Source organism: Haliea salexigens DSM 19537 (assembly GCF_000423125.1).
Lineage (GTDB): Bacteria > Pseudomonadota > Gammaproteobacteria > Pseudomonadales > Halieaceae > Haliea > Haliea salexigens.
In genome coordinates this window covers 146,201-170,630 of the sequence record NZ_AUHJ01000004.1, presented here as the reverse complement: position 1 = coordinate 170,630, position 24,430 = coordinate 146,201, and the positions used below count along the sequence as shown (strand labels likewise).

General features: G+C 61.9%; 23 protein-coding genes. 11 read left to right on the top strand and 12 right to left on the bottom strand.

Annotated elements, in window-relative coordinates; genetic code table 11:
• The first annotated feature begins 31 nt into the window (after window positions 1-31).
• From G533_RS20830 to G533_RS20825, 3 genes are read left to right on the top strand one after another with little or no spacing between them, the layout of a single operon-like run.
• Window positions 32-1,381: an MFS transporter gene (locus G533_RS20830; protein ID WP_035526791.1), complete on the top strand. Its 1,350-nt coding sequence runs from the start codon at window positions 32-34 to the stop codon at window positions 1,379-1,381.
• 40 nt (window positions 1,382-1,421) lie between these two features.
• Window positions 1,422-2,237 (top strand): DUF6502 family protein, encoded by an 816-nt coding sequence (locus G533_RS0106405; RefSeq protein ID WP_035526790.1) that lies wholly within the window; start codon window positions 1,422-1,424, stop codon window positions 2,235-2,237.
• Between the two features lie 2 nt (window positions 2,238-2,239).
• Window positions 2,240-4,084 (top strand): DUF5666 domain-containing protein, encoded by a 1,845-nt coding sequence (locus G533_RS20825; RefSeq protein ID WP_035526788.1) that lies wholly within the window; start codon window positions 2,240-2,242, stop codon window positions 4,082-4,084.
• Window positions 4,085-4,108: 24 nt separating this feature from the next.
• On the opposite strand, the gene G533_RS0106395 is transcribed toward G533_RS20825, so the two are convergent.
• The 11 genes from G533_RS0106395 to msrB all read right to left on the bottom strand — a co-directional run bounded on the left by G533_RS0106395 (window position 4,109) and on the right by msrB (window position 13,564).
• Window positions 4,109-4,564 carry a SufE family protein gene (locus tag G533_RS0106395; protein ID WP_035526786.1) on the bottom strand — a complete coding sequence of 152 codons (456 nt, stop codon included), beginning with the start codon at window positions 4,562-4,564 and terminating at the stop codon, window positions 4,109-4,111.
• A 12-nt stretch (window positions 4,565-4,576) separates the two neighbouring features.
• Window positions 4,577-5,119 (bottom strand): putative Fe-S cluster assembly protein SufT, encoded by a 543-nt coding sequence (sufT, locus tag G533_RS0106390; RefSeq protein WP_035526777.1) that lies wholly within the window; start codon window positions 5,117-5,119, stop codon window positions 4,577-4,579.
• Window positions 5,120-5,133: 14 nt separating this feature from the next.
• Entirely contained in the window at window positions 5,134-5,490 is a 357-nt protein-coding gene (locus tag G533_RS0106385; protein ID WP_027949245.1) for a HesB/IscA family protein, read from the bottom strand.
• Window positions 5,491-5,500: 10 nt separating this feature from the next.
• On the bottom strand, window positions 5,501-6,733 hold the full coding sequence (locus G533_RS0106380) for an aminotransferase class V-fold PLP-dependent enzyme (protein ID WP_027949244.1): 1,233 nt from the start codon (window positions 6,731-6,733) through the stop codon (window positions 5,501-5,503).
• 14 nt (window positions 6,734-6,747) lie between these two features.
• Window positions 6,748-8,052 (bottom strand): Fe-S cluster assembly protein SufD, encoded by a 1,305-nt coding sequence (gene sufD, locus G533_RS0106375; protein ID WP_027949243.1) that lies wholly within the window; start codon window positions 8,050-8,052, stop codon window positions 6,748-6,750.
• Entirely contained in the window at window positions 8,052-8,798 is a 747-nt protein-coding gene (gene sufC / locus G533_RS0106370) for a Fe-S cluster assembly ATPase SufC (RefSeq protein ID WP_027949242.1), read from the bottom strand. Before sufC ends, sufD begins: the two co-directional genes overlap by 1 nt.
• A gap of 50 nt (window positions 8,799-8,848) precedes the next feature.
• Window positions 8,849-10,288: a Fe-S cluster assembly protein SufB gene (gene sufB / locus G533_RS0106365; protein ID WP_027949241.1), complete on the bottom strand. Its 1,440-nt coding sequence runs from the start codon at window positions 10,286-10,288 to the stop codon at window positions 8,849-8,851.
• A 166-nt stretch (window positions 10,289-10,454) separates the two neighbouring features.
• Window positions 10,455-11,879: a tetratricopeptide repeat-containing sulfotransferase family protein gene (locus tag G533_RS0106360; protein WP_027949240.1), complete on the bottom strand. Its 1,425-nt coding sequence runs from the start codon at window positions 11,877-11,879 to the stop codon at window positions 10,455-10,457.
• A gap of 85 nt (window positions 11,880-11,964) precedes the next feature.
• On the bottom strand, window positions 11,965-12,420 hold the full coding sequence (locus G533_RS0106355) for an acyl-CoA thioesterase (RefSeq protein WP_027949239.1): 456 nt from the start codon (window positions 12,418-12,420) through the stop codon (window positions 11,965-11,967).
• A complete protein-coding gene (locus G533_RS23370) occupies window positions 12,417-13,106 on the bottom strand; it encodes a type II secretion system protein GspG (protein ID WP_051230040.1) in 690 nt (229 codons plus the stop codon). Before G533_RS23370 ends, G533_RS0106355 begins: the two co-directional genes overlap by 4 nt.
• A complete protein-coding gene (gene msrB, locus G533_RS0106345; protein ID WP_027949238.1) occupies window positions 13,103-13,564 on the bottom strand; it encodes a peptide-methionine (R)-S-oxide reductase MsrB in 462 nt (153 codons plus the stop codon). Before msrB ends, G533_RS23370 begins: the two co-directional genes overlap by 4 nt.
• Before the next feature lie 209 nt (window positions 13,565-13,773).
• Here msrB and G533_RS20815 point away from each other — a divergent pair, with 209 nt between their 5' ends.
• The 8 genes from G533_RS20815 to G533_RS0106305 all read left to right on the top strand — a co-directional run bounded on the left by G533_RS20815 (window position 13,774) and on the right by G533_RS0106305 (window position 23,037).
• Entirely contained in the window at window positions 13,774-14,430 is a 657-nt protein-coding gene (locus G533_RS20815) for a putative ATP-dependent zinc protease (RefSeq protein ID WP_051230039.1), read from the top strand.
• Window positions 14,427-15,950 (top strand): inactive transglutaminase family protein, encoded by a 1,524-nt coding sequence (locus tag G533_RS0106335; protein ID WP_205622565.1) that lies wholly within the window; start codon window positions 14,427-14,429, stop codon window positions 15,948-15,950. The genes G533_RS20815 and G533_RS0106335 overlap by 4 nt, the downstream gene beginning before the upstream one ends.
• Window positions 15,947-16,939: an alpha-L-glutamate ligase-like protein gene (locus G533_RS0106330; protein ID WP_027949236.1), complete on the top strand. Its 993-nt coding sequence runs from the start codon at window positions 15,947-15,949 to the stop codon at window positions 16,937-16,939. Before G533_RS0106335 ends, G533_RS0106330 begins: the two co-directional genes overlap by 4 nt.
• Window positions 16,940-17,078: 139 nt before the next feature.
• The gene (locus tag G533_RS0106325) at window positions 17,079-18,449 is read left to right on the top strand and encodes a DEAD/DEAH box helicase (RefSeq protein ID WP_027949235.1); all 1,371 of its coding nucleotides are present in this window, start codon (window positions 17,079-17,081) and stop codon (window positions 18,447-18,449) included.
• A gap of 96 nt (window positions 18,450-18,545) precedes the next feature.
• Window positions 18,546-20,273, top strand: a complete 1,728-nt coding sequence (locus tag G533_RS20810; RefSeq protein ID WP_051230038.1) for an alkaline phosphatase D family protein — start codon at window positions 18,546-18,548, stop codon at window positions 20,271-20,273.
• Between the two features lie 61 nt (window positions 20,274-20,334).
• Window positions 20,335-20,700: an outer membrane protein assembly factor BamE gene (locus tag G533_RS0106315; RefSeq protein WP_027949234.1), complete on the top strand. Its 366-nt coding sequence runs from the start codon at window positions 20,335-20,337 to the stop codon at window positions 20,698-20,700.
• Complete coding sequence (locus tag G533_RS0106310) at window positions 20,693-21,292, top strand: hypothetical protein (protein WP_027949233.1); 600 nt, start codon at window positions 20,693-20,695, stop codon at window positions 21,290-21,292. The genes G533_RS0106315 and G533_RS0106310 overlap by 8 nt, the downstream gene beginning before the upstream one ends.
• Window positions 21,293-21,363: 71 nt before the next feature.
• Window positions 21,364-23,037, top strand: coding sequence for an AMP-binding protein (locus G533_RS0106305; protein WP_027949232.1), 1,674 nt, complete (start codon window positions 21,364-21,366; stop codon window positions 23,035-23,037).
• Window positions 23,038-23,076: 39 nt separating this feature from the next.
• Here the strand turns inward: G533_RS0106305 and G533_RS20805 are convergent, their stop codons facing one another.
• On the bottom strand, window positions 23,077-24,417 hold the full coding sequence (locus G533_RS20805; protein ID WP_084638836.1) for an MFS transporter: 1,341 nt from the start codon (window positions 24,415-24,417) through the stop codon (window positions 23,077-23,079).
• Window positions 24,418-24,430: the final 13 nt, after the last annotated feature.

Sequence of the window (24,430 nt, the reverse complement as noted above, 5' to 3'; positions counted from 1 at the left end):
AACGCGGTTTGCAGCCACGGTGACTGATCCCGTGGTATCTTCCCCGGCGGGTGCAGACGGGTATCCTCCGGCAGCTACAGCCAACTACGCACTGATACTGCTGTTGCTGGCGTACATCCTGTCGTTTATCGACCGCAATGTCATGGCAGTGCTGATTGGCCCCATTCGCGCCGATTTCGCCATCAGCGACTTTCAGTACAGCCTGCTGCACGGCTTCGCCTTTTCCATGTTTTACATCGTTATGGGGTTACCTATTGCGCGCCTCGCCGACCGCCACAGCCGCAAGTGGATTATCACCGCGGGGCTGGTGGCCTGGAGTGCGATGACCTGCCTGTGTGGTGCCGCCCGCAGTTTCGGTGGCCTGTTTCTCGCGCGTGTCGGGGTTGGCATCGGTGAGGCCACGCTCTCGCCCTCGGCGTTTTCCATGCTCGGTGATCTGTTTCCCCGCGAAAAGCTGGCGCGTGCGCTGGCGATCTACAGTCTGGGCATTACGCTGGGCGGTGGCATGGCTTACGTGGTGGGCGGTGCAGTGTATGCATGGTTTGCTCAGGGCGCTCCGGTGACGCTGCCGTTGCTGGGTGAAATGCGTCCGTGGCAGATGACCTTTATTGCGGTGGGCGCGCCGGGCCTGCTGCTTGCGGTATTCTTCGGGTTTCTCCCGGAACCCGTGCGCCGCGAAGACGTGGCCCGCACTGGAACGCCGGGTGAGCAGGAGCCCGCCCCCAGCCTCGCAGCGATCATGGCACACCTCAAGGCACACGGACGTGCCTATCTGGCGCCAATCGGCGCGGCGTCGGTACTGAGTATTCTTGGCTACGGCACCATGGCCTGGTACCCGGAATTCCTCATTCGCAGTTTCGATATGCCGCGGGCTGAGGCGGGCAGCCAGTTTGGGTTGATGTTTCTGCTGGCGGGCAGTGCGGGTGCGCTTGCGGGAGGCTGGTCAGTCGAACCGTTGCGGCGGCGGGGTTACGCCGATGCGCCGCTGCGCATCGTGCTGCTGGTTGCTGCACTGTGGTTGCTGCCCGCCGTTGCCGGGCCAATGAGCGGCAGTGCCGAGCTGGCGATCTGGTGGGCTGCGCCGATCGTGTTTTTTCTCAATGCGCACTTTGGCGTGGGTGTGGCCGCCGTGCAATTCATGACGCCCAATCGAATGCGCGCGCAGGTGTCGGCCTTGATGTTGTTCTTTACCAACCTGTTCGGACTCGCGTTTGGGCCCAGTGCCGTGGCAATGCTTACCGACTTCGTTTTTGCTGATGATCAGGCGCTGCGCTATGCGCTGGCTCTGCTACCGCTGTTGGTTTGTCCGTTGGCAATCGCGCTGGTTGTGCAGGGAATGCGGCCCTATCGCGAGTGCATAGCGAAAAAGCATCCGCCGTAGGCGCTTGACGCCCACATCATTTGGGAATATATTCCCAAATATGGATATGCCAATACATCAAGTGCTCAGTGACGCGGTGGTCCGAATCATGCGGCCTCTCGCCCGTGTGCTCCTCTCCCACGGCATGGCGTACGGTACCTTTGCAGAGCTCGCCAAACGCGCGTTCGTGGATGAAGGGTTTCTTCTGGTCGAGCGCGATGGAAAGCGCGCGACAGTCTCTGCTGTGTCGGCGCTGACGGGATTGACGCGCAAGGACGTCAGCCGCATCCGGGAGTCTGAGGCACTTTTGGATGGCGGCGCCAGCCAGCGTTATAACCGTGCGATACGCGTCATCAGTGGCTGGATCAACGATCCGGCGTTCAACGATGCCAGCGGGGAGCCCGCTGCTCTGCCTCTTGAGGGCGGTGACTGGAGTTTTGCGGCACTTGTGCGGCGCTACAGCGGTGACATTCCGGCTGCTGCCATGCTCTCCACGCTTCAAGCGAGCGAGAACGTCGAGGTGCGAGCTGGCAACGCGGTGCTGGTGGAGCGTGCTTATATTCCCAAGGCAACACCCCTGGAGAAGATCAATATCCTGGGCAAAGACGTAGGGGAGCTGGTTCACACCATTGGCCACAACCTTGAGGTATTGCCCGAGCAACGCTTCTTCCAACGAAAAGTGTCTAACGCCTCGATTGCTGCTGCAACAGCGACGGAGTTCCGGGCATTGTCCACCCGCAAGTCTCAGGCGTTGCTCGAAGAGTACAACGCGTGGTTGACGCAACACCAATCGGAAAGCGATGAAACGGTGGGTGAGCCCCTACGTTACGTTGCAGTTGGCATTTATTACATCGAACTTCCCGAACAGGAGCAGTAGCCATGAAGAGTCCATTCGTGCCGCGTCCCTTGGTAACCTCCAGCGCATTGGCGCTGGTCCTTTCCGCCTGTGGTGGCGGTGGGGGTGGCGATAGTCTCGTAGCGGTGAATCCATCTCCCCCTACCGGGGGTGGTGGTATCGGGGGGTCAGGCCAGAGCACGACCAGCAGCGGTACCATCGACGGTTTCGGGAGTATCTTCGTGAATGGTGTGCGCTATGAAACGGATGATGCCGAAGTCATCATTGATGGCCAGGTGCTGGATGATGATGCCTTGCGTCTTGGCATGGTTGTCCTGGTCACTGGTCAGGTCGACGATAGCGGCGTGAACGGGAATGCCGAGCGCGTTGTATATGACAACGAGTTGAAGGGACCGATATCCAGCATAGAAGTGTCTGCGGACGGTGATGCAAAGCTGCTGACTATTCTTGGCGTCAATGTGATTGTTGAGCGAGCCGGTACGGTATTCGAAGATGTCGACTTCGACAGCGTAAGTGTTGATGACTTCGTCGAGGTATCCGGGTTCACTGGTCGTGGTGACAGCCTGCGAGCCACTCGCCTGGAACGAAAGGACCCGTTTGTTCCCGGGCAGTCACTCGTTGAGGTCCGTGGCCGCGTCGGCGTGGTCTCGGGGAGCCAGTTCACCTTTGGCGATGTCAGCGTGGACTTCAGCACAGCAACGCTTGAGGATTTTGGCAGCGTGGCGGTCAGCGAAGGGCAATTGGTAGAGGTGCAGGGGACGCTTGCAGAGGGGCTCATTACCGCAACGCGTATCGAACTGGATGGGGATCCTGCGAGTCGCTTCACGGACGGCGCAACCGTTCAGGTTCAGGGCGCAGTGACCGGGTATCTGGACTCAACAAGTTTCCAAGTAGGTGGTGTCGAGGTGGACGCTTCCAATGCAATGCTGCAGCCCGCAGGTCTGATTCTCGCCAATGGGGCGGTGGTGCAGATCAATGGTATTTGGGAAGCCGGGCGGCTGCTCGCGAACACGGTCCAGTCGCGCCGCGGTCGTATCAGGGTCGAGGGCCCGCTTGGAGCAGTCGATGCAGAGGCGGGAACCGTCACGCTGCAACTCGTGCCGGGGTCGGTCACCGTAAGCATCGATTCCGCGACGCGCTTTGATGATGACACCGATCGCTCCAGTATTTTGCGCATTGGCGACCTCGTTCCCGGTGATTTTCTTGAGGTGGAAGCATACCTTGACGGCGACCGTTTGGTAGCGACAACGCTTGATCGTGACGATGACGACAATGAGCAGGAACTGCAGGGTCCGGTAGACAGTTTCGTAGCAGGTGCAAGCGTCACCATACTCGGCCTGACCTACAGCACCACTGGCGCCGAGTTTGAAGGACGTGACGATGTTGATATCAGTGCCGACACGTTTTTCGCGAACGTGCAAGCTGGCGATCTGGTCAAGATCAGCGACGACAGCATTGCCGACGGGATTGCCGATGATGTGGAGTTTGAAGACCGGGTCGCGCTGGCTGGTGAGCGAGAGTTCGCTTGCTTTGGTGACGACGACTCTGAAGATGACGACGAGACGGACGACTCCAGTGAAGGTTGTGATGACTTCGACGATGACAACCCCTTGGCGTCAGACGATGACCTGACGGATGACGACGACCTGACGGAGGACGATGACCTGACGGAGGACGATGATCTGACGGAGGACGATGATCTGACGGAGGACGACGACCTGACGGAAGACGACGACCTGACGGAAGACGACGATCTGACGGAAGACGACGATCTGACGGAAGACGACGATCTGACGGAAGACGACGATCTAGTGGATGACGACCTCGACGATGATGAGGACGATGACGTCAACGATGATGACGACTGACGTTAAATCGACTTCTTGAGAGTCTTATGGGGTCGACCTGGCAGGGTCGGCCCCCGCAATCTGCCGGATACGCGCGACCATCGCCCGCAAGCCATTGCCCCGCGTGGGAGAGAGGTGGCGCAACAGGTCGAGCTGCTCGAAATAGCTGTCTATATCGAACGCCCGGATGTCCTCGGGAGTCTTGTTGTTGTAGGCGGCCAGCACAACACCCAGCAGGCCCTTGACGATAAACGCATCACTGTCGACTGACAGCTGCAGGCGGTTCTGTTCCAGTCGGGTATCGATCCACACCTGGCTCTGGCAACCGCGGATCTTGCGGTCGTCCGTGTGTAGCTCATCGGGCATGGCGGGCAGCTCTCGGCCCAGATCAATGATGTACTTGTAGCGGTCTTCCCAGTCGTCGAAAAAGGCGAGGGTTTCGACAATGTCGTCACTGGTGATGCTGTGGCCAAACGGGTTGGCGGGCGCCGGGTCTGGCACGATGCACTCTCCCTAGTAAAACATGCCGGTTTCGAGCTGTGCTTCCTCGGACATCATGTCGCGGCTCCACGGCGGGTCGAACACAAGTTCCACATCAACCGTGTTGACGTTGGGTACCTGTGAAACACGGTATTTTACATCGCCCACCAGCACGGGGCCCATGCCGCAGCCCGGCGCCGTGAGCGTCATGCTGATGGCGACACTGGCGGCGCTCTGGTCGATATCCACGCGGTAGATAAGCCCGAGGTTGACCAGATCGACCGGCACTTCCGGGTCGTAGACCGTACCCAGCGCCTCCCACACCTGTGACTCATCGATCAGCCCGTCTGCCGGCGGAGTAAATTCCAGCCGCTGCGGCGTCAGCCCCAGGGCGTCGGCATCGGTGCCGTCTACCCGCACCATGTTGCCGTTGTGGATGACGGTGTAATTACCGCCCAGGGCCTGGGTCAGGGTGACGAAGGTATGCGCCGGGATGGTGACCGGGTCGCCCACGGGTACCAGACGGCCCGGGCAATCGCGCTGGGTGGTGAGCAGGGTTCGTTCCTGGGCGCTCATGCAATTTTCACCAATCAACTGATACTGAAGCTTTCGCCACAGCCACAGGCGGCAGTGACGTTCGGGTTGTGGAACTTGATGGTGCGATTCAGCCCTTCCTTTTCGAAGTCCAGCCGCGTGCCCTGCAAAACAGGCAGCGAGGCGCGGTCCACGAAAATATCCAGGTCGGCATCCGGATGCAGGGCGAGGTCATCCTGTTCGCCGCTATCCACCTCATCCATGACATACATGAAGCCGGTACAGCCACTTTCCCGCACACTGATGCGCAATGCCCGCTTGCCTGACTGGCCGAGCTGTTTCTTCAGGTAGGCTGCCGCTGCGGGGGTAACCTGCAGGGCATCGGTGTTCACGTCAAACGTTTCAACGCTCATAAGTAACCTTCTAGCCAAAGAGGCGTTTTGCTTTGTGGATGCCGGCGAACAGCCGCTCCACGTCATCTGCCGTATTGTACAGTGAATAGGACGCGCGTACGGTTCCCGGCACCTGGTAATGCGCCATGAGTGGTTGCGTGCAATGGTGGCCGGTGCGCACGGCTATGCCCTGTTCGTCGAGCAGCATGCCCAGGTCGGAGGGGTGCACGCCCTCCAGTACGAAGCTGAATATGCCAACGGTCTGCGCGGGGTTGCCGATGCGCCGCAGCCCGTCGATGTCACCTGCCAGGTCGATGGATTGCTGCAGCAGGCTGCACTCGTGAGCCGCTGCGGCGGTAATGTCGATGCCCGCGAGGTAATCGATGGCGGCCGCCATGCCAATCGCGCCGGCAATATTGGGCGTGCCGGCCTCGAATTTGAAGGGCAGTGCGTTCCAGGTGCTGCCGCTGAAACTCACCGTCTCGATCATTTCACCGCCACCGAGGAATGGGGGCATGGCGTCGAGCAGCGCTTCCTGCCCCCACAACACTCCCATGCCGGTAGGGCCAAACAGTTTGTGCCCGGAGAACACGTAAAAGTCGCAGCCTATGGACTGTACATCTACGGGCATGTGAGCAATCGCCTGGGCGCCGTCGACCAGCACTTTTGCCCCCGCCGCATGCGCCAGCCGGCTGATCTCCGCCACCGGGTTGATTGTGCCAAGTGCATTCGACACGTGATTCACGGCCACCAGCTTGACCCGCTCGTCGAGTAGCCCCCTGAATGCTTGCAGGTCGATGTCACCGGCCTCCGTGATGGGAATCGGCACGACTTCGGCACCGGTGGCGGCGGCCGCCAGCTGCCAGGGCACGATGTTCGAGTGATGCTCAAGGTAGGACACGAGAATCCGGTCGCCGGCACGCAAATGCGTGTGCCCCCAGCTGTAGGCAACCAGGTTGATGGCCTCGGTAGCACCCCGTGTCCAGATGACCTGATTGTTGCGCGGGCTATTGATGAATCGCGCAACCGTTTCCCGCGCCGCTTCAAAGGCAACGGTGGCCCGGTCGCTGAGTGTGTGTGCGCCGCGGTGCACATTGGCGTTGTCACGGCGGTAGTAGTTGGCAATCGCCTCAATAACCACCTCGGGTTTCTGTGTGGTGGCGGCATTGTCGAGGTACACCAGGGGTGCGCCATTGACGGATTGCTGCAGGATAGGGAAATCCTCGCGCAGGGCGGCGGGGTCAAAGGGGGCTGCAGAGGCCATGGCGGTCGATGCGTTCACAGGATATGCCTCGTCAGGCGTGCATCGCGCGCGAAACGCCTGGCCAGGAGGGGCTTGAGAAACGCCTGCACGGCCGGTTGCGCGATAGCCTCCACCAGTTCGTTGATAAAGCCGTAGCTCAGCATCACTTCAGCCTCTTCGCGCGGCACACCGCGGGTGCGCAGGTAGTGCAGGGCAAGCGGGTCCAGCTGGGCAACGGTCGCTCCGTGGGCACACTGCACGTCATCGGCGTAGATTTCCAGCTCCGGCTTGGTGTTGATTTCCGCCTTGTTGCTGGTCAGCAGGTTCTTGTTGCTCAGCTCCGCGCGGGTTTTCTGTGCCTGCGGGTGGATATGAATCCGCCCGTTGAAAACCGCAGTGGCTTCATCGGCGATGATGCCGCGGAAGCGCTCCTGGCTGGTGCAGTGCGGGACAGCATGTTCAATGCAGGTGTGGTAGTCCACGGTTTCGGTGCCGCGGGGCAGGTACAGGCCGTCCAGTGCGCAATGGGCGCCGCTGCCCTGGTGGTCCACTACCAGATCAATACGTTTCAGCGCGCTGCCCAGGGCGAGGTGAAAGCCGTTCAGCAGGCTGTCTGCTTCCTGCCGTGCATGTACGCCGCCAATATGCACCGCGTCACCCTGCTCCAGGTGCAGGCGGTAGTGGTTCAGCTGCGCGCCGCGGGCCAGCAGCAATTCGGTAATACCGTTGGTGAATGCCGTGCCTCCGGTCGCCGTGTTGGCGAAAGACTCAACCAGCGTGGCGCTGCTGTTCTCGGCGAGACACACCAGCAGGCGCTGGGTGATGCTGATCGATTCATTCTGCCCGGTGGTTAGCCAGGCAATGTGCACCGGCGTATCAATATGGGCGTTGGCCGCGACCTCCAAGAACACACCGTCGGCGAGCGTGGCGTCATTCAGGGGCGCGAAAACATGGCGGCCAGGCTGCAGGGCACTGCCCAGAGCGGCCGCAATGCGCGCTGCCTGCTCGCTGTTTGCATCGGCGAAGCGCACCAGGTTCAAGCCGGCGGGAAGTTCACCGTGAGACAGCTCGGCGCGGTAGTGGCCGTCGGCGAATACCAGCGTTGGGCCGTCCAGCGCAGGCAGCGGGATGTCGTCAAGCGGTGAGCGCGCGGATTCAGTAGCCGGTGCGCTGAACGTTTGCTGCAGGGGTTGCAGACTGGTGTATTTCCAGGCCTCGGTTTTGCGCGTGGGCAGTGCCGTTTTGGACCATGCGTCGCGGCCGCGGGCCTGAACGGGCTCCAGCCAGGCCGGCGCGGTGCGCGCGGCGGCCGCCAGCGCCTGCTGCATGAAGTCACTCATCAGGCTACGTCCTCCAACCAGGCATAGCCGCGTTCTTCAAGCTCCAGTGCCAGCGAGTGGTCACCGGACTTCACGATGCGACCGCCGGACAGGACATGCACCCGGTCCGGTTTGATGAAATTGAGCAGGCGCTGGTAGTGAGTCACCAGGATAAAGCTACGCTCGCCGCTGCGCATGGCGTTGATGCCGTTGGCGACAACCTGCAGCGCGTCGATATCCAGCCCGCTGTCGGTTTCATCCATGATGCAAAGCTTGGGTGCAAGCAGCATCATCTGCATCAACTCGTTGCGCTTTTTCTCGCCACCGGAGAACCCTTCATTGACACCGCGCTTGAGAAATGCGGCGTCGAGGTCTACCGCCTTGCAGGCTTCGCGGGCCTGTTTCATGAAGGTCACGCTGTCCAGCGCGGCTTCGTTGCGGTGTTCACGCACGGCGTCGACGGAGGCCTTGAGGAACTCCATGTTGCTGACGCCGGGAATTTCCACCGGGTACTGGTAGGCGAGAAACAAGCCCAGGTGCGCACGCTCCTCCGTGTCCAGTGTCAGCAGGTCCTGCCCCAGCAACTGTGCGCTGCCTGCCGTCACGGAATAGCCGGGTCGCCCGGCGAGTACGTGCCCGAGTGTGCTTTTGCCCGAGCCGTTGGGCCCCATGATAGCGTGTACCTCACCGGGGCCGACCGTGAGGTCCAGGCCCTTGAGGATAGCCTTGTTCTCCACGCTGGCGTGCAGGTTGTCGATCTTCAACATGGTTCTCTTGCTCCGAAGTGCGACCGCAGGGCCGCACGCTAGTGTTTGCCTTAGCCGACAGAACCTTCGAGGCTCACTTCCAGCAATTTGCCCGCTTCCATGGCAAATTCCATGGGCAGCTCCCTGAAGACTTCCTTGCAGAAGCCGTTGACGATCATGGACACCGCTTTCTCGGCATCCAGCCCGCGTTGTTGGCACAGGTACAGCTGATCGTCGCTGACCTTGGAGGTCGTGGCTTCGTGTTCCACAACAGCCGAAGGATTGCGGCTTTCGATATACGGGAATGTGTGCGCAGCGCAGCGGTCACCAATCAGCAGGGAGTCGCACTGGGTGTAGTTGCGTGCGCCCTCTGCGCGCGGGCTCATGCGCACCAGCCCGCGGTAGGCGTTGGAACTCTTACCCGCGGAAATCCCCTTGGAAATGATGGTCGAGCGAGTGTTCTTGCCCAGGTGGATCATCTTCGTGCCGGTATCCGCCTGCTGCGCGTTGTTGGTCAGCGCTACCGAGTAGAACTCCCCGATGCTGTTGTCGCCACGCAGTATGCAGCTGGGGTACTTCCAGGTGATGGCCGAGCCGGTTTCCACCTGGGTCCAGGAGATCTTGGCGTCGCGGTGCGCCACGCCGCGCTTGGTGACGAAGTTGTAGATGCCGCCTTTGCCTTCGGCGTCTCCGGGGTACCAGTTCTGCACGGTGGAGTACTTGATTTCGGCACCGTCGAGTGCCACCAGTTCAACCACCGCCGCGTGCAGCTGGTTCTCGTCGCGCATGGGGGCCGTACAGCCCTCAAGGTAGCTGACGTGGCTGCCTTCGTCGGCGACGATCAGCGTGCGCTCAAACTGGCCGGTGTTGGCTTCATTGATGCGAAAGTAGGTGGACAGCTCCATGGGGCAGCGCACCCCCTTCGGGATGTAGACAAAGGAACCGTCGCTGAACACCGCGCTGTTGAGAGCGGCGTAGAAGTTGTCTTTGCGCGGCACCACACTGCCCAGGTATTTCTTGATCAGCTCGGGGTAATCGTGCACCGCCTCTGAAATCGAGCAGAAGATCACGCCGGCTTCCCAGAGCTTCTCGCGGAACGTGGTGGTGACGGACACTGAGTCGAACACGGCATCGACGGCAACGCCCGCGAGCGCGGCCTGCTCATGCAGGGGGATGCCGAGCTTGTTGTAGGTTTCGATCAGCTCCGGGTCGACTTCATCGAGGCTCTGGGGCCGGTCCTTCATCGCCTTGGGCGAGGAGAAATAGGAGATTTCGTTGAATTTGACCGCCGGGTACTGCACATGCGCCCATTCCGGCTCAGCCATCTTCAGCCAGTCGCGGTAGGCCTCCAGACGCCATTCGAGCAGCCACTCGGGCTCGTTCTTGCGGCCGGAAATGAACCTGATGGTGTCTTCATTCAGGCCCGGTGGCAGGGTGTCGGACTCAATATTCGTGGTGAAGCCCGCAGCGTACTCCTTGCGTATGGCGTGTTCGATGTGTTCCTGCGACATAATCAGTGACCTGTGCTGACGGGCGAGACGACGGTAACGGTGATTCAGTGCATTTTCGCACGCGCTGCACCCGAATGGCGACAAGCGCGATGGGGTGCCGATGAATACCCGAGTATTTTAGTCGACTATTGCGGTCGGTGCAACGCACGGCAGGCCGCCAGCGCGTTTACCGTGCTGTAGGGCGCTTGCGCCGTCGCTCCCGGTAACCGCCTGACTCCGGTGGGCTGCTCAGGCGGGGCCGCGCGAGCTCATCCTCGTAGGCACGCTCAAGCGGCGCCAGTTGGTGGCGAAAGCGTTTCGCAAACCCCACCAGTGCCGGACTGATCTCGCCAACGGCATCCAGGGACCGGCTGGGAAACACGCGCCAGTTCTGCCCCGGGCCGGAGCCATTCGGCGCGGGCCGACGCGCAGCGTCGAGTGCGAGCAGGGACATCAGCTGGTCGCGCACCGCAGCCGGCTCGCTCACCAGTGTTTCGTACCGGATCTCAAGCAGGGGGTTGGGCAGGGCCGCCCGCCAGTGGGCGATGAGCTTCTCGGCCAGGGCAATTGCCCGGCCAATAGTGGCCAGTTGGTAACTGTAACGGTGCCCGCTGCGAAAGTTCTTGAAAAACAGCGCGAGCCCGAGGTCCAGCGGTGCCCGGCGACACAGGACCACTGGTATGTCCGGGTGCAACAGGCCCAGCCAGCCGAGACGGCTGAGGTTTGCGGGCGACGTGTCCACGAGGTAGCGTACGTCACGCCCTGCAAGCGGCGGACACAGTGCCACCAGGGGCGAACCCGGTTCCGCTGCCAGCCTGGCTGCCTGGGCCTGGACGTTCTCCCGCGTCGGGAGGTTGGCGGCCAGTTTGCGCGCCAGCGCCAGTTCACCCCCTGCCGCCACTCCGGGGTGTTGCGCCAACAGTGTTTCAACCAGGCTTTTGCCAGAGCGGGGCAAGCCGGCTACCACCAGCAGTGGGCAGGCAGGCGCCGGGTGTTTGCGCGGGTGGCGTTGAAAGAACTGCCGATCCATGACGGCGGCGCTGGGGGAGACCTGGTACTCGCGGTTTCCCGCGATGTCCTTTGCGGCAAAGCGGTTGGCCTGCTCGTAGAAGGCGAAGCCAGGGTTGTCGAGACCGGATTCCGTGTAGATTTGTCCGAGTAGGAACAGCGCCCGGGCACGGGCTGAATGGCTGCGCTCGGTATCCAGGGCAAGTTTCAGCAGGGTTGCCACTTCCGGGCTGTCGAGGGGAATCTCACGGAAATTCAACAGGCCGCGGTAGGCATCGGTGAGGCTGGCGTCCGCCGCCATTGCCCTGCTGAAACAGTCGCAGGCTTCGTCCCCGCGGTTCTGTCGGCTTAACAGGTGGCCGAGTTGCACCAGCAGGCGGGGTGCGTCACGACAAGCGCCCAAGCCGTTGCGATAGCTGGCTTCGGCCTCTGCCAGGCGCCCCAGACCCTGCAGCGATTGCCCCTGCAGGCTCCACAGCTCCGCCATGTTGCTGTTCTGTTCGAGCAGCAGCGTGGATTCACGCAAGCTGCGCTCGAACTCCTTGCCTTGTACCTGCTCGCGTATCACCGCAAGCGCTGTTTTATAGTCAGGCCGCTGGGGCATGAGCCGCTTTCCTGCTAGGACGCCCTGACGCGCGGAATCGCGGTTTGCGCCAACAGCTGAATAGTTGCGCAGGGTGCTGCTGTGGTCAACTGCTTTGACCGCGCTGTTCGGTGTTGAGTTCGGGCTGGCGCGCCAGGATGGCAGCGCGGAAGTGGGCGGGAATGCTTATCGCCTTGCGGCTCTGTTTGTCGGTGAACACCTGGGTGAGGCTGCCGCGGGCAAGGGGGCGGCCACTGTCTTTCTCCTGCAGGTTGAAGGCGAGCTCGGCACTGCTGCGGCCGAGGCGGGTGTAGCCAAGCTCCACGGTGACGGTTTCGTAGGCCCGGCATTCACCCAGGTAGTCGCAGTTGATGTTCACGGTGAAGATGAAGCAGGGTGCTGTTTGCGGGTTCATCGCGCCCAGGCCCAGTTCTTCCATGTAAAAGCCGGCGACTTCATCGGCGTAAACCAGGTAGTTGGCAAAGTAGAGATGTCCCTGGGCGTCGGTGTCGCTGAAACGCACCACCATGTCCCCGCTGTAGGCTGGTTTGGCTGGGCTCACGGCTGCGCAAGCTCCAGGGCGTGTTGCAGGTAATGCAGTTCATTGAGGGAAATGTCCGCGTTTTCGTCCACGCCGCCCGGGGCATTGTCAGCGCCGAGGGTCAGCAGTGAAGGCGGTTGGCGCGAGCCTGCAAAGTCCGGCGCGGCGTAGCGGTAGGGGCGCTGCCACGGGTCTTGCGGAATCACTTCAATATAGCCGCCGTCCCTGAAGCGACCGGCACGACGCATGCTGCCAATGGGGCGTACCAGGCTCTCAAGGCCGGGTTCGCTTTGCGGGAAATTCGCCATGTCTTCGTAGTACGCGTCCAGTGCCGCTTGCAGGCGGGTGAGGTCATCCGCAACCTTGTGCAGCTCTGCGCTCGGGGTAGGGGAGGTCTGGATGCCGGTCATTGCATACAGCACCGCCTGCGGTTGTTCCGAGCAGAACACCCGGATGTCTTCGGCAGTGGGTAACACATCCGCCCGGCCGGCGCGGAAAATGAACGGCTTGAACCCCGGGCTGTCGCCATAGCGCTGGATGGAGCGATAGTCGCCGCACACCACCTTGCCGGGGTAGTTGGCCAGCTCCCGGAATTCAATGGTCTCCACTGCGGGCAGGGCCGTTGTCACGGCTTCCTGCGCTCGCTGGGCCTGGTTGGTACATGCGGTCAGCCCGGCGAGGCCGAGAATGAGGAGCAGCTGTTTCATTGCGCATCCTCGGCGTCCGCGAGTTTGCGCAGCGCGACCGCGTTCATGCAGTAGCGCAGGCCACTTGGGGGCGGTCCGTCCGGGAATACGTGCCCGAGGTGTGCGTCACAGGTGTTGCAGGTGGTCTCGATGCGTGTGCGCCCGAAGCCGTGATCGTTGTGGTAGGCAATTACGTTGGCTTTTACCGGCTGTGTAAAAGAGGGCCAGCCGCTGCCCGACTCAAACTTCTGCTCGCTGTCGAACAGCAGTGTGCCGCAGCAGACGCAGGCGTAGTCGCCGGGCTCAAAGCGTGAGCACATCTCGTTACTGAACGCACGCTCCGTGCCGGCCTGGCGGGTGACGTGGTACTGTTCCGGCGTGAGCAGGGCGGCCCACTCCTCATTGCTGCGTTGCAGCCTTGTATCAGGTTCGGGATTGCCTTCGTTGGCGAGGCGACAGATTTCATTCCAGGTGAGCATGGCAACAACCTCGTAGTGACATGTGAGCCAAACACGTTCAGCGGGCCCGGTCGGCGCACAGTAGGGGCAAGCCGCGGCAAGATCAAGAGGTAGCGAGCGCGTTGCCGTGATGTAAAAACTGCGCTTTTCACGCAGGTGCTTTGCCGAGAGCGGGTGCAGTATACTGTGTTTAAAGGTCGCCTTGGTGGCGGCTGCGATAAGGGGTTTTCATGGTTTTGCGATTCACAGGAACAGCGCTTGCGCTGTGCGTGGTGTTGGCGGGTTGCCAGAGTTTGCCCGAACAGGCTCCGGAGGCGGTCGCCTGCCCCGAGGTGCCGGTGGTGGAATGTCCGGTGTGTCCGCTGCAGGAGTGTCCGGAGCCCCGGGTGCTGGAGAAAATCGTGCTGCGCCCCGCAGCACCGATGGCGGTGCCTGTGCGGCCGGAAACCGCCGGGGAACTTGAGCTGCCTATCATTGGTGTGCTGGAGTTCATCCGCGTGGAACCCTCGGGCCTGACGCTGGAAGCCGTCGTGGATACGGCGAGCGAGCACACCACGATTGCTGCGCGCGATGTGCGGCTGCTGGAAAAAGACGGCAAGCGGTTCGTCAGCTATGTGCTGGTCGACCCGGCCAGCGATGAACAACATGCGCTGGAGGCACCACTCCTGCGCCGTGCTTCGGTGGTTGACGCGCACGGCGGGAGCGCGCGCAATTACGTCGTCACCATGTGGCTGACCCTGGGCGACAACCGCACCCGGGTAGAGGTCAGCCTGTCTGAAAACACCGATATGCCCTATCCGTTGGTGATAGGGCGCAACCTGCTGACTGACGTGGCCATTGTCGACGTCAGCCGGCGCCACACTCTCGAGCATCCGGCGGCCCCATGATTGCATCCCGCGCCAAAGTCGGCATCGTTGCCGGCGCACTGATCCTGTTCGGTATTGCGGTCGCGGCCTACAAGGTGGTCGGGCTGGATCTGCCGCTGTGGCCGGGCGAATCCCGTGAAGTGTGGACCATCGAGACGAAAGTGAGTTTCAAGCCGGCCAGCGGGCCGGTCGAGGTAGATCTGGCCCTGCCCTCGGGCCTCGGTGGCTGGGTGACACTGGAAGAGCATTTTGCCTCTTCCGGGTTTGGTTTTTCCGTTTCCGAGGAAGCCGGTGGCCGGGTGGCGCGGTGGTCGCGGCAGTTACTCGAGCACCCGACCACGCTCTATTACAAGCAGCAGGTGTATCGGGCGCGGCGCGCCCAGCTGCCCGACATGCCCATCGAAACGCCGGATCCGCCGCTGCTGGAACCTGATCAACAGGCCGCCATGGAGCGCTTTGTGGCGGATTTGCGCGAACGCTCCAGCAGCCCCGCGACGCTGACCGCACTGATGATTCAGGAATTGCGCAGGCCGCAGCCCAGCCAGGATGCGGAATTCCTTCTTGGCACCTATAGCGATACTCCCCTGCGGGTGATGTTCGATGTGCTGGCCTATGCCGACGTTCCCGTCTATCCCGTGCGCGGTATCGCGCTGCAGGACGGCCGGCGTCGGCAGACACTGAGTACCCTGCTGCAGGTTTACGATGGCAGCGACTGGGAGGTGTTCGACCCGGAAACGGGGCAGGCCGGCCTGCCCGAGGATTTTTTCGTCTGGCGTCAGGGCAACGGCGCGGCCCTGCGGGTGCTGGGAGGGCGTGATTCCAGGCTGGAGTTTGCCCTGGTCCGCAACAGCCTGTCGGCGAAAACGGTGGTCAGCATGGAAGAGCGCAGCGATGAGTTCGCGCTGCTGGACTTCTCCATTTATGCCCTGCCGGTTGAGCAACAGGGTATCTTCAAGGGGATTCTGTTGCTGCCGGTGGCTGCTTTCGTGGTGGTGATGATGCGTGTGCTGGTAGGCATCAAAACCTCGGGCACGTTCATGCCGGTGTTGATAGCGCTCGCCTTTCTGCAGACCACGCTCTGGGTGGGTCTGGCGATCTTCCTCCTGCTGGTGAGTGTGGGGCTGTGGATTCGATCCTGGCTCAGCCATCTCAACCTGTTGCTGGTGGCCCGTGTTTCGGCTGTGGTGATTGTGGTGGTGTTGCTGATGGCTGCGCTGTCACTGATCAGCTACAAGTTGGGTGTGGACCAGGCGCTTACGGTCACCTTCTTCCCCACCATTATTCTCTCCTGGACCATCGAGCGCATGTCGATACTCTGGGAAGAAGAGGGGGGCAGGGAAGTCATGATGCAGGGGGGTGGCAGCCTGTTGGTCGCCGTACTCGCCTACCTCACCATGTCGGTGCCTCTGGTTGAACACCTCACCTTCAACTTCCCGGAGCTGTTGATCAGTCTCCTGGGTGTGATTCTGCTGACCGGAAAATACACGGGCTACCGCTTGTCCGAGCTCTATCGTTTCCGCGACATGGCGCAGATGAAATGATCAAGCTGGTAAAGCCCTCCGTGCTGCGTGAGCGTGGCATTCTCGGTATGAACAGGCGCAACCTGACGTTTATCGGCGCGAATAACCCGCGGCGTAATTACCAGCTCGTGGACAACAAGTTGCTCACCAAGAAAGCGGCGCTGGAGCGCAACGTGGTGGTGCCGGAACTGTACGGGGTGATCGAGCACCAGTTCCAGATCAACCGGATGCTGGAGATGCTCGAGGGCCGTGAGGCATTCGTCATCAAGCCGGTGCAGGGCAGCGGAGGCAAGGGTATTCTGGTGATCACCTCGCGCGATGGCGACCACTTTGTAAAGTCCAGCGGCGGTGTGATCGATGACCGCGACCTGCGCCGGCACACGTCGAACATCCTGGCCGGCTTGCACAGCCTCGGCGGGCGCAACGATGCTGCCATGATCGAGGCGCTGATCGACTTCAATCCGCTGCTCGCGGAATATAGCTACGAAGGTGTGCCTGATATTCGTGTGATTGTTTTTCGCGGTGTGCCGGTGATGGCGATGATGCGCTGTGCCACACATGCCTCGGACGGCAAGGCGAATCTGCATCAGGGTGCCGTGGGTGTGGGCCTTGATATTGGCGAGGGCTTCAGTGTCGCTGCGGTACAGCATGGCAGCCTGGTCACCCATCACCCGGATACAGGCGCGTGTTTCAAGTCGCTGCGGCTGCCGGATTGGGATGCCATTCTCGACCTTGCAGCCAGCTGCGCAGAAATGACGGGGCTGGGTTATCTGGGCGCAGACATTGTGCTCGACCGCACGCGCGGGCCGATGTTGCTGGAGCTGAACGCCCGTCCCGGGCTGGCGATTCAGGTAGCCAACCAGGAGGGCCTGATTCATCGCCTCGGTATTGCGGCCGAGATTGCCCGCACTGCAGCGGATCACGACGCGCGCATCCGCGAGGCCAAAATGCGCTTTCATCGCCCGGAAGCCGTGTTGCAGGCCTCTGACAGCGCGGCGGCTGGGAGCTGACCAGCCGGGCAAACTTGCATTCAGCTTGCATTCGAGTACCATGCCGCTCGCACCCGCTGACGGTGCAAGTCCTCGTCAGCATTACCCCGCCAGACATTGCCATTTTTCTGGCGACTTATTTATCCAGAGATTGCTGACCATGACTTTTGATTCTCTCGGGCTGTCCGCCAGCCTGCTGCGTGCTGTTGCCGACCAGGGCTACGCAACCCCTTCACCCATCCAGGTAAAAGCCATTCCGCTGATCCTTGCAGGCAGGGATGTCATGGCCGCCGCACAAACCGGTACCGGTAAAACCGCGGCGTTCACCTTGCCACTGTTGCAGCGCCTCGCAGGAGGCCCGCGTGTGCAGGCCAACCGCTGTCGCGCCCTGGTGCTGACGCCGACCCGCGAATTGGCGGCTCAGGTGCAGGAAAGCGTGCGCGACTACGGCAAGTACGATGGCTATCGTTCCGCTGTCGTGTTTGGTGGCGTGAACATCAATCCGCAAATCGCGCAGCTGAAGCGTGGTGTCGACGTGCTGGTCGCCACGCCAGGCCGTTTGCTCGACCTCCATGGGCAGGGTTTCGTGGACTTCCGCGACCTGGAAGTGCTGGTGCTCGATGAGGCTGACCGCATGCTGGACATGGGCTTTATTCACGATATCCGCCGTATCGTCAAATTGCTGCCCGTAAAGCGCCAGACGCTGATGTTCTCCGCCACTTTTTCCACCCAGATTACGCAATTGGCACAGGGCTACATGCAGGGCCCGGTCAAGGTAGAGGTCAGCCCGCCGAATGCCACGGCCGAAACAGTGCAGCAGTGGGTGTATCCGGTGGACAAGAAGCGCAAGCCCGAGCTGCTGAGCCACCTGGTGCATGCCAACAGCTGGGAACAGGTTCTGGTGTTTACGCGTACCAAGCACGGCGCCAACAAACTGAGCCAGCAGCTTGAGAAGAACGGTATCCGGGCGGTTGCCATTCACGGCAACAAGAGCCAGAACGCGCGCACCCGAGCCCTCGGCGATTTCAAGCAGGGGCGGGTACAGGCTCTGGTGGCTACCGACATTGCGGCACGGGGTCTGGACATTGAGCAGTTGCCGCAGGTGGTCAACTTCGACCTGCCCAACATCGCGGAAGATTACGTGCATCGTATCGGCCGTACCGGGCGCGCCGGCGCGGCCGGACAGGCCTATTCGCTGGTCAGTGCCGACGAGGCGGATTACCTGTACGGCATTGAACGCCTGATCCGCAAAACATTGCCGCGGGAAGAGGTGGAAGGCTTCGAGCCCGAGCACTCGGTTCCGCAGGGTCGCCCGACAGCGGCGCGCCCGGCTCAGGGGCGCCCGGCTCAGAGGCGTTCAGCGCCGGAGGGGCGCGGGTCGCAGCGTGCGCGCGCAGGCAATGCTGGTGGGCGTGAAGGTGCGCCTTCGCAGACTCGTCGCCGTCGCCGGGGCGGCGCGGGCGGTGGTAACGGACAGTCCCGTGGCAACAGCAATGGCAATGTGGCACCGCGCGGTGGACAAGGCCGCTAAGGCCCGCCTGGCGCGCTTGCGCCGGTAACACGATTGCTGTAATTCTGTGCGCTCTAACCAAGCATGCTGCCTGCAGCATCTCCCACGGAGCACACAATGACCGATCATCCTCAACTGCGTCGCCGCACCCTGGTCAAGGGGATTGCGGCGGCATCGCTGTTGCCGCTCCTGGGCGGCAATCTTGTGGGCTGCTCAGACAGCGCGGACGCCCCGCCCGCGCCGGAAGGTGTGGCCGCTGACTTCAATCACGGGGTTGCCTCCGGCGATCCGCTCACTGATCGCGTCATCATCTGGACGCGTGTTACTCCCCGTGAACCGGGCTTTGTGACGGTCGAGTGGGAGGTCGCCAGCGATGATGGCTTCGCCGATATCGTGGCCAGTGGGGTTGGCAACACCGATGAAGCGGTGGATTTCACGCTGAAGGCTGACGTCACCGGCCTCGCAGCGGGTACGACCTATTTCTACCGCTTCCGCGTGGGTGACGTACTCTCCACGACAGCGCGGACGCGCACGGCACCCTCGGGTGCGACTGCGAGCGCGGCGTTTGCCGTTGTCTCCTGCTCCAATTACCCGGCAGGCTACTTCAATGTTTATCGTGAGGTCGCGGCACAGCCGGTGGACGCGGTGTTGCATCTGGGGGATTACATCTACGAATACGCCCCTGGCGGCTATGCCAGTGCCAACGCCGAGGCTCTGGGCCGCGTGGTACAGCCCGCCAGTGAGCTTTTCAGCCTTGCGGACTACCGAGGGCGCTACGCACAGTACCGCACCGACCCCGACTTGCAGGCGGCACATGGGGCACACCCGTTTATCGTAGTTTGGGACGACCATGAAATCGCCAACGATGCCTGGCGTGAAGGCGCGGAGAATCACGATCCGGCTACCGAAGGTGAATACTCCGAGCGCCGCGCGGCGGCGATCCAGGCCTGGTACGAGTGGTTGCCTGTGCGCCCCCCGGCCAGTGAGCAGGAGATCATCTACCGTCGCCTGCCCTACGGCGACCTCGTGGACCTGATTATGCTGGATACCCGTGTGATTGGTCGCGACCGTCAGTTCGTGTATCCGGATTTCGTCAGCGGTGGCCGCATCGATATCGACGCGACGCGTGCAGCCAGCAACGCAGCAGACCGTACCCTGCTCGGTGCGGAGCAGCTCGCCTGGCTGGAAACGCAACTGATCGATTCCAGTGCACGCTGGCAAGTGCTGGGCCAGCAGGTGCTGATGGCGCGCTACCTGTTGCCCGCACCCATCCTGGAAGCGCTGGAACCGAGTATCAGTGGTGGCGATGCACTCGCTGCCGGCACTGCGGCGGTGCTCGCTGCGGTCGCTGCCAAGAACAAGATACCGGAAGAGCGCACCGTGGAAGAGCAGGCGCTGCTGGATTCCGCCGTGCCCTATAACCTTGACGCCTGGGACGGTTACGCCTTCGAACGTGACCGGGTGCTGGAAGTGGCGCGCCAGATGAACAGCCGACTGGTCGCTCTCGCTGGTGACACGCACAACGCCTGGGCGTCACAGCTGGTAGCGAGTACCGGCGAGGTGGTGGGTGTGGAGCTGGCGACTGCGAGTGTCAGTTCTCCCGGGTTGGAGGCCGTGCTTGGTGTTGATGCCGCGGGGCTGTTTTCGCCGCTCATTGCCACCCTGGTCGACGACCTCGTGTATGCCAACCTCATTGATCGCGGGTATCTGGTCACAAGGTTTGGCCAGGATACGGTCACCGCCGAGTGGCGCTATGTCTCAACCATCGACTCGCAGGACTACAGCGAGAAAACGGCCGCCTTCAGGCAACAGGTGGTGCAGCGCGGTGACCTCCTGTTGACTTGAGCAGTCCGCCACCGGTCCTATTGCGTATGTTACGCACTGTTGTTTGCATTGAGAGGAAACCATGAAGCGTGTTGCCCGCCTGTTGCTGCCGGCCCTGTTGTTGGCCCTTGCCGGTTGCGCCCAATACGAAAACCGTCGCGGCGTCGAAGTGGGTTGGACAGACGCCTACATGCAAAGCTTGCAGCCGGGCGTCACCACCCGTGCCGAGGTCATGGCCGCCCTGGGGCCGCCGTCACAGGTTATCGCGCTTGAAAGCGAGTCGATTCTTTACTACCTGTTTGAACGCTCCGACGGTGAGGGCATCGTTCTGGTGCTCTACAACCGCATGCAGATCGACACGCACTACGATCGCGCCATCTTCTTCTTCGACGAGGACGGCCTGCTGACCGATGCGTCCAGCCGCATTGCCGACACCGACAATGGCTAGGCTTGTCCGCGGTTTGCTACTGACCCTGATGTGCGCCCTCGGCGGCTGCACCCAGTGGCATTACAACCTGGGCGAGACGTTGCCCGGCGCAGCTGCGAGTCTCGCCACGGAGACGGGTCTAGACAGCCGCGAGGTGCTTGCTCGTCTGGGGCCGCCGCTGCGCGTGTCTGCCATTCCCGGTGGCTACGTCCTCGGCTGGGAATCCTGGCAGGTCACGGAGAATGTGTTCGGGTTCAGCCTGGGTGCGCTGGGAGTGGATTTCCTGTCCATTGATGTGGGTCGTGCCGACACACGCAATGAAGCGCTGCTGCTGACTTTCGCCAGCGACCATCGCCTCACCGGCGGCAGCTGGCACGGACGCGAAGACAGTGTGGGTGGCGGGCGCTCAGTGCAGCCGCTGGTTGGCCTGGTGCCGGTGGTGGACGTTGACGACATCACCGAGCGCCTGCCACAGCACAACTGGGGTCGCGCCGCCCTTGAGCCTTTACCCATTGGCCTGAATCGCGCTCAGCGTCCGGATATGGGGCAGGGCGGTGTGGCCCAACGGGCCACACCAACCGGTACCGGCCAGCAGGCGCTTGAGCTGCGTTGAGCACGAATTTGCTGGTAACCCTCGCCCGGTTTTGTACACTGGACGTATAAAATCAAAGAGAGGATTTCACCATGCAGGCCGATACACTCGACAAGCTCCTTGCCCACTGGGCGCGGGAAACGCCTGACACGGTCTGGCTCAAGGACTTGCTGCCCGAGGGCTCCCGGGATATCACCTGGGGCGAGGCGGCCGCGACCGTCAATGCGATGGCGGCGATGCTTGAGCATCACTTCGGCCGCGGGCAGCGCATCTCGCTGCTGTCGCGCAACTGTGCACACTGGTTCCTTGCCGATCTCGCGATCATCAGTTCGGGCAACGTCACGGTGAGTATGTTTACCACGCTGCCGGCGTCGACCGCACAGTACATCATGGATTTTACCGAGACCCGTGTTCTGATTGTCGGTGAAACCACCAACTGGCAAGCCGTGCGCGAGGTGCTGCCGGAGGGAGTCACCCTGATAACGTTGCCCGGCGTGGAACTGGAAGAGCCGCATCTGCGCTGGGAGTCACTGCTTGCGGAGTGGCAGGGCAAGGCCCCCGCCTATCGCTGTCAGCCCGATGACGTGATCTCACTGGTGTTCACCTCAGGCACCACCGGCTTGCCCAAAGGTGTTATCCAGACACACCGCAGCAACCTTGTGCCGATCACGCGGTTTCGCACCGCCTTCGGCACGCGCGACAACGCGCGCTATTTTTCCTACCTGCCGCTTTCACATATTGCCGAACGGCAGATCGTCGAGTTTTCCTCGTTGACCTGTTGTGGTGAGGTGAGCTTCAACCAGAGCCTGGAAACCCTGGCGGCGGACCTGCAGCGTACCCGCCCGCACATGTTCTTTGGTCCACCGCGTGTCTGGGAGCAGTTGAAGCAGGCGGTCGTTGCCAAGTTTGGCGGCAATGACGCGCTGGAGCAGGCGCTGGCTCAGGATGCGGAAGGTATCGGCCGCCTGGTTCTTGAGGGCCTGGGGCTGGATCAGGTGGAGTACTGCCTGGTGGCAGCGGCACCAACACCGCCGGCATTGATTGAATGGTGGCAACGGCTGGGGCTGATCCTCATGGAAGGCTTTGGCCAGACCGAGGCGATGGGTGTTATTGCCAGCGGGCATGATTCACGACGGATCGGTTCTATCGGCAAGCCCATCGGCGAAGTGGAATTCCGCATCACTGAGGAGGGCGAGCTGGCGGTGCGTGCCGATGGCTGTACACCGGGTTATTACAATCAGCCGGACAAGACTGCCGAGCTGATCCGCGACGGTTGGTTGCACACCGGCGACAAGGCACGGGTGGACGAAGACGGCTTCGTTTACCTTACGGGCCGGGTGAAAGACTATTTCAAGACGATTCAGGGAAAGTTCGTGGCTCCGCCCCCCATTGAGGGTGAATTTGCCAAGAACCCCCATACCGAACAGCACTGCCTGTTGGGGCGTGGTTTCTCCAAGACGGTGATGGTAGCTGTGCTCAACGAGGCGGCACGGCAGCTGGCGGCAGCGTCGCGCGAGCAGGCAGAAGCGGAGATCGCGCAGGCGATACACCAGGCGGTACAGAGCATCAACGAGGCTGTCGAGAAGCACGCCCGCATCGGCGCCGTGATCCTTTCCCGGGAGGAGTGGACGATCGACAACGAGGTGCTCACGCCAACCCTGAAGATTCGCCGTGAAAAGGTTGAGGAACGCTACGGAGAGCTGGCAGAAGGCCTCGCCCGCAATGCAGCAGAACAGCGCGAAGTGCTGCTGCACTGGGCTGACTGAGGGCACCCGAGGTTCCCGGGGGCCCGGCGTGGCAACCGGTCAGCGCTGCGGCGCTGGATCCATAGCCGCAGTCTCGGACTCGGACTCGGACTCGGCTTGGATGTCGCTGTGGTGCTCGTCCTGCCCCGACTCCGAGGGTAACAAGTCGCCCACAGCATCTTCCGGGCCGCGCGGGTCCAGGCTAAAGCCTGTGGGGGCGGCTTCGGTAGCGGCGGCGGAGAAGGGTACCTGGTCTTCTGCAGCAACCACCTGACCCTTGTCCCGGGTTTGTACGGCGAGGTAAAGGGTGAAGACTGCGCTCAGGGCACAGAACGACCAGAACAGCGCGGTAGCATCGTAAAGGCTCATTAGCTGACCCAACAGGATGGGCGCAGAGGCGGCGCCCAGCGCGTTCAGCATCAATACGGATGTCCCTATTTCCACAAACTCTTCCGCGGAAGAGTTGTCAGCCGCCGTGGCCAGCGAGATGGCGTAGAGCGGCATGGTCATGGCGCCGAAAAGGAAAACCGCAATCAAGTGCGCGCTGTGCTGCACCGTGAGTGCGACCGCTGCTGACGTGGCGATAGCGCCGATACTGAGGCACACCAGCACGTAGCGCCGGTCGATGCGGTCGGAGAGCCAGCCAATCGGGTACTGGAATAGCGCACCCCCCGCGATACCCGCAGTAATAAACCAGGTGACGTCTGCCATGCTCGTGCCGTAGCGGCGCGCGAACACCGCCCCCAGCGCCCAGAAACTGCCTACCACCAGCCCGGAGAGCAAGGTGCCTGCAAAAGCCGCGCGTGAGCGTCGATAGAGCAGGTTGAAGCGAATGCGCGTTGATTCGATGGGTGCGGGTGCCAGCCGACTGGTGAGTCCAACCGGTACGATGGCCAGGGCCATGAAAATGGCTGCCAGAATAAACGGCGTGGCGCTACTGACGGGGCCGACGTTGATCAGCACCTGGCCTACCGCCATTGCGGAGAGAATAATGAAAGTGTAGATGGCCAGTACCTGGCCGCGTGATTGAGCGCTGGTCTGGTCGTTCAGCCAGCTTTCGATCACGGTATACAGCCCGCAGATCATTGCGCCCGTGAGAAAACGCAGCAATAGCCATGGAACCCAGCCGTCCAGGGTTTCCAGGGCGAGAATTGCGCTCATCATGATCGCTGTGAGCACGGCGAAGCTGCGAATGTGCCCCACCTTGGCGATGATCCTGGGGATCAACAGGCAACCGGCCACAAAACCCATGAAATACGCGGAAGCGCTGACGCCGATAATGAAATCCGATAAGCCGATACTGCTGGCCCGCAGGGGCAGCAGGGTCAACTGCATGCCCTGTCCGACCAGAAGCAGGGCGGTGGAGATCAGCAGTGAGGTGAGGGTGAGCAGTGTTCTCATGGTATGGCCAGCG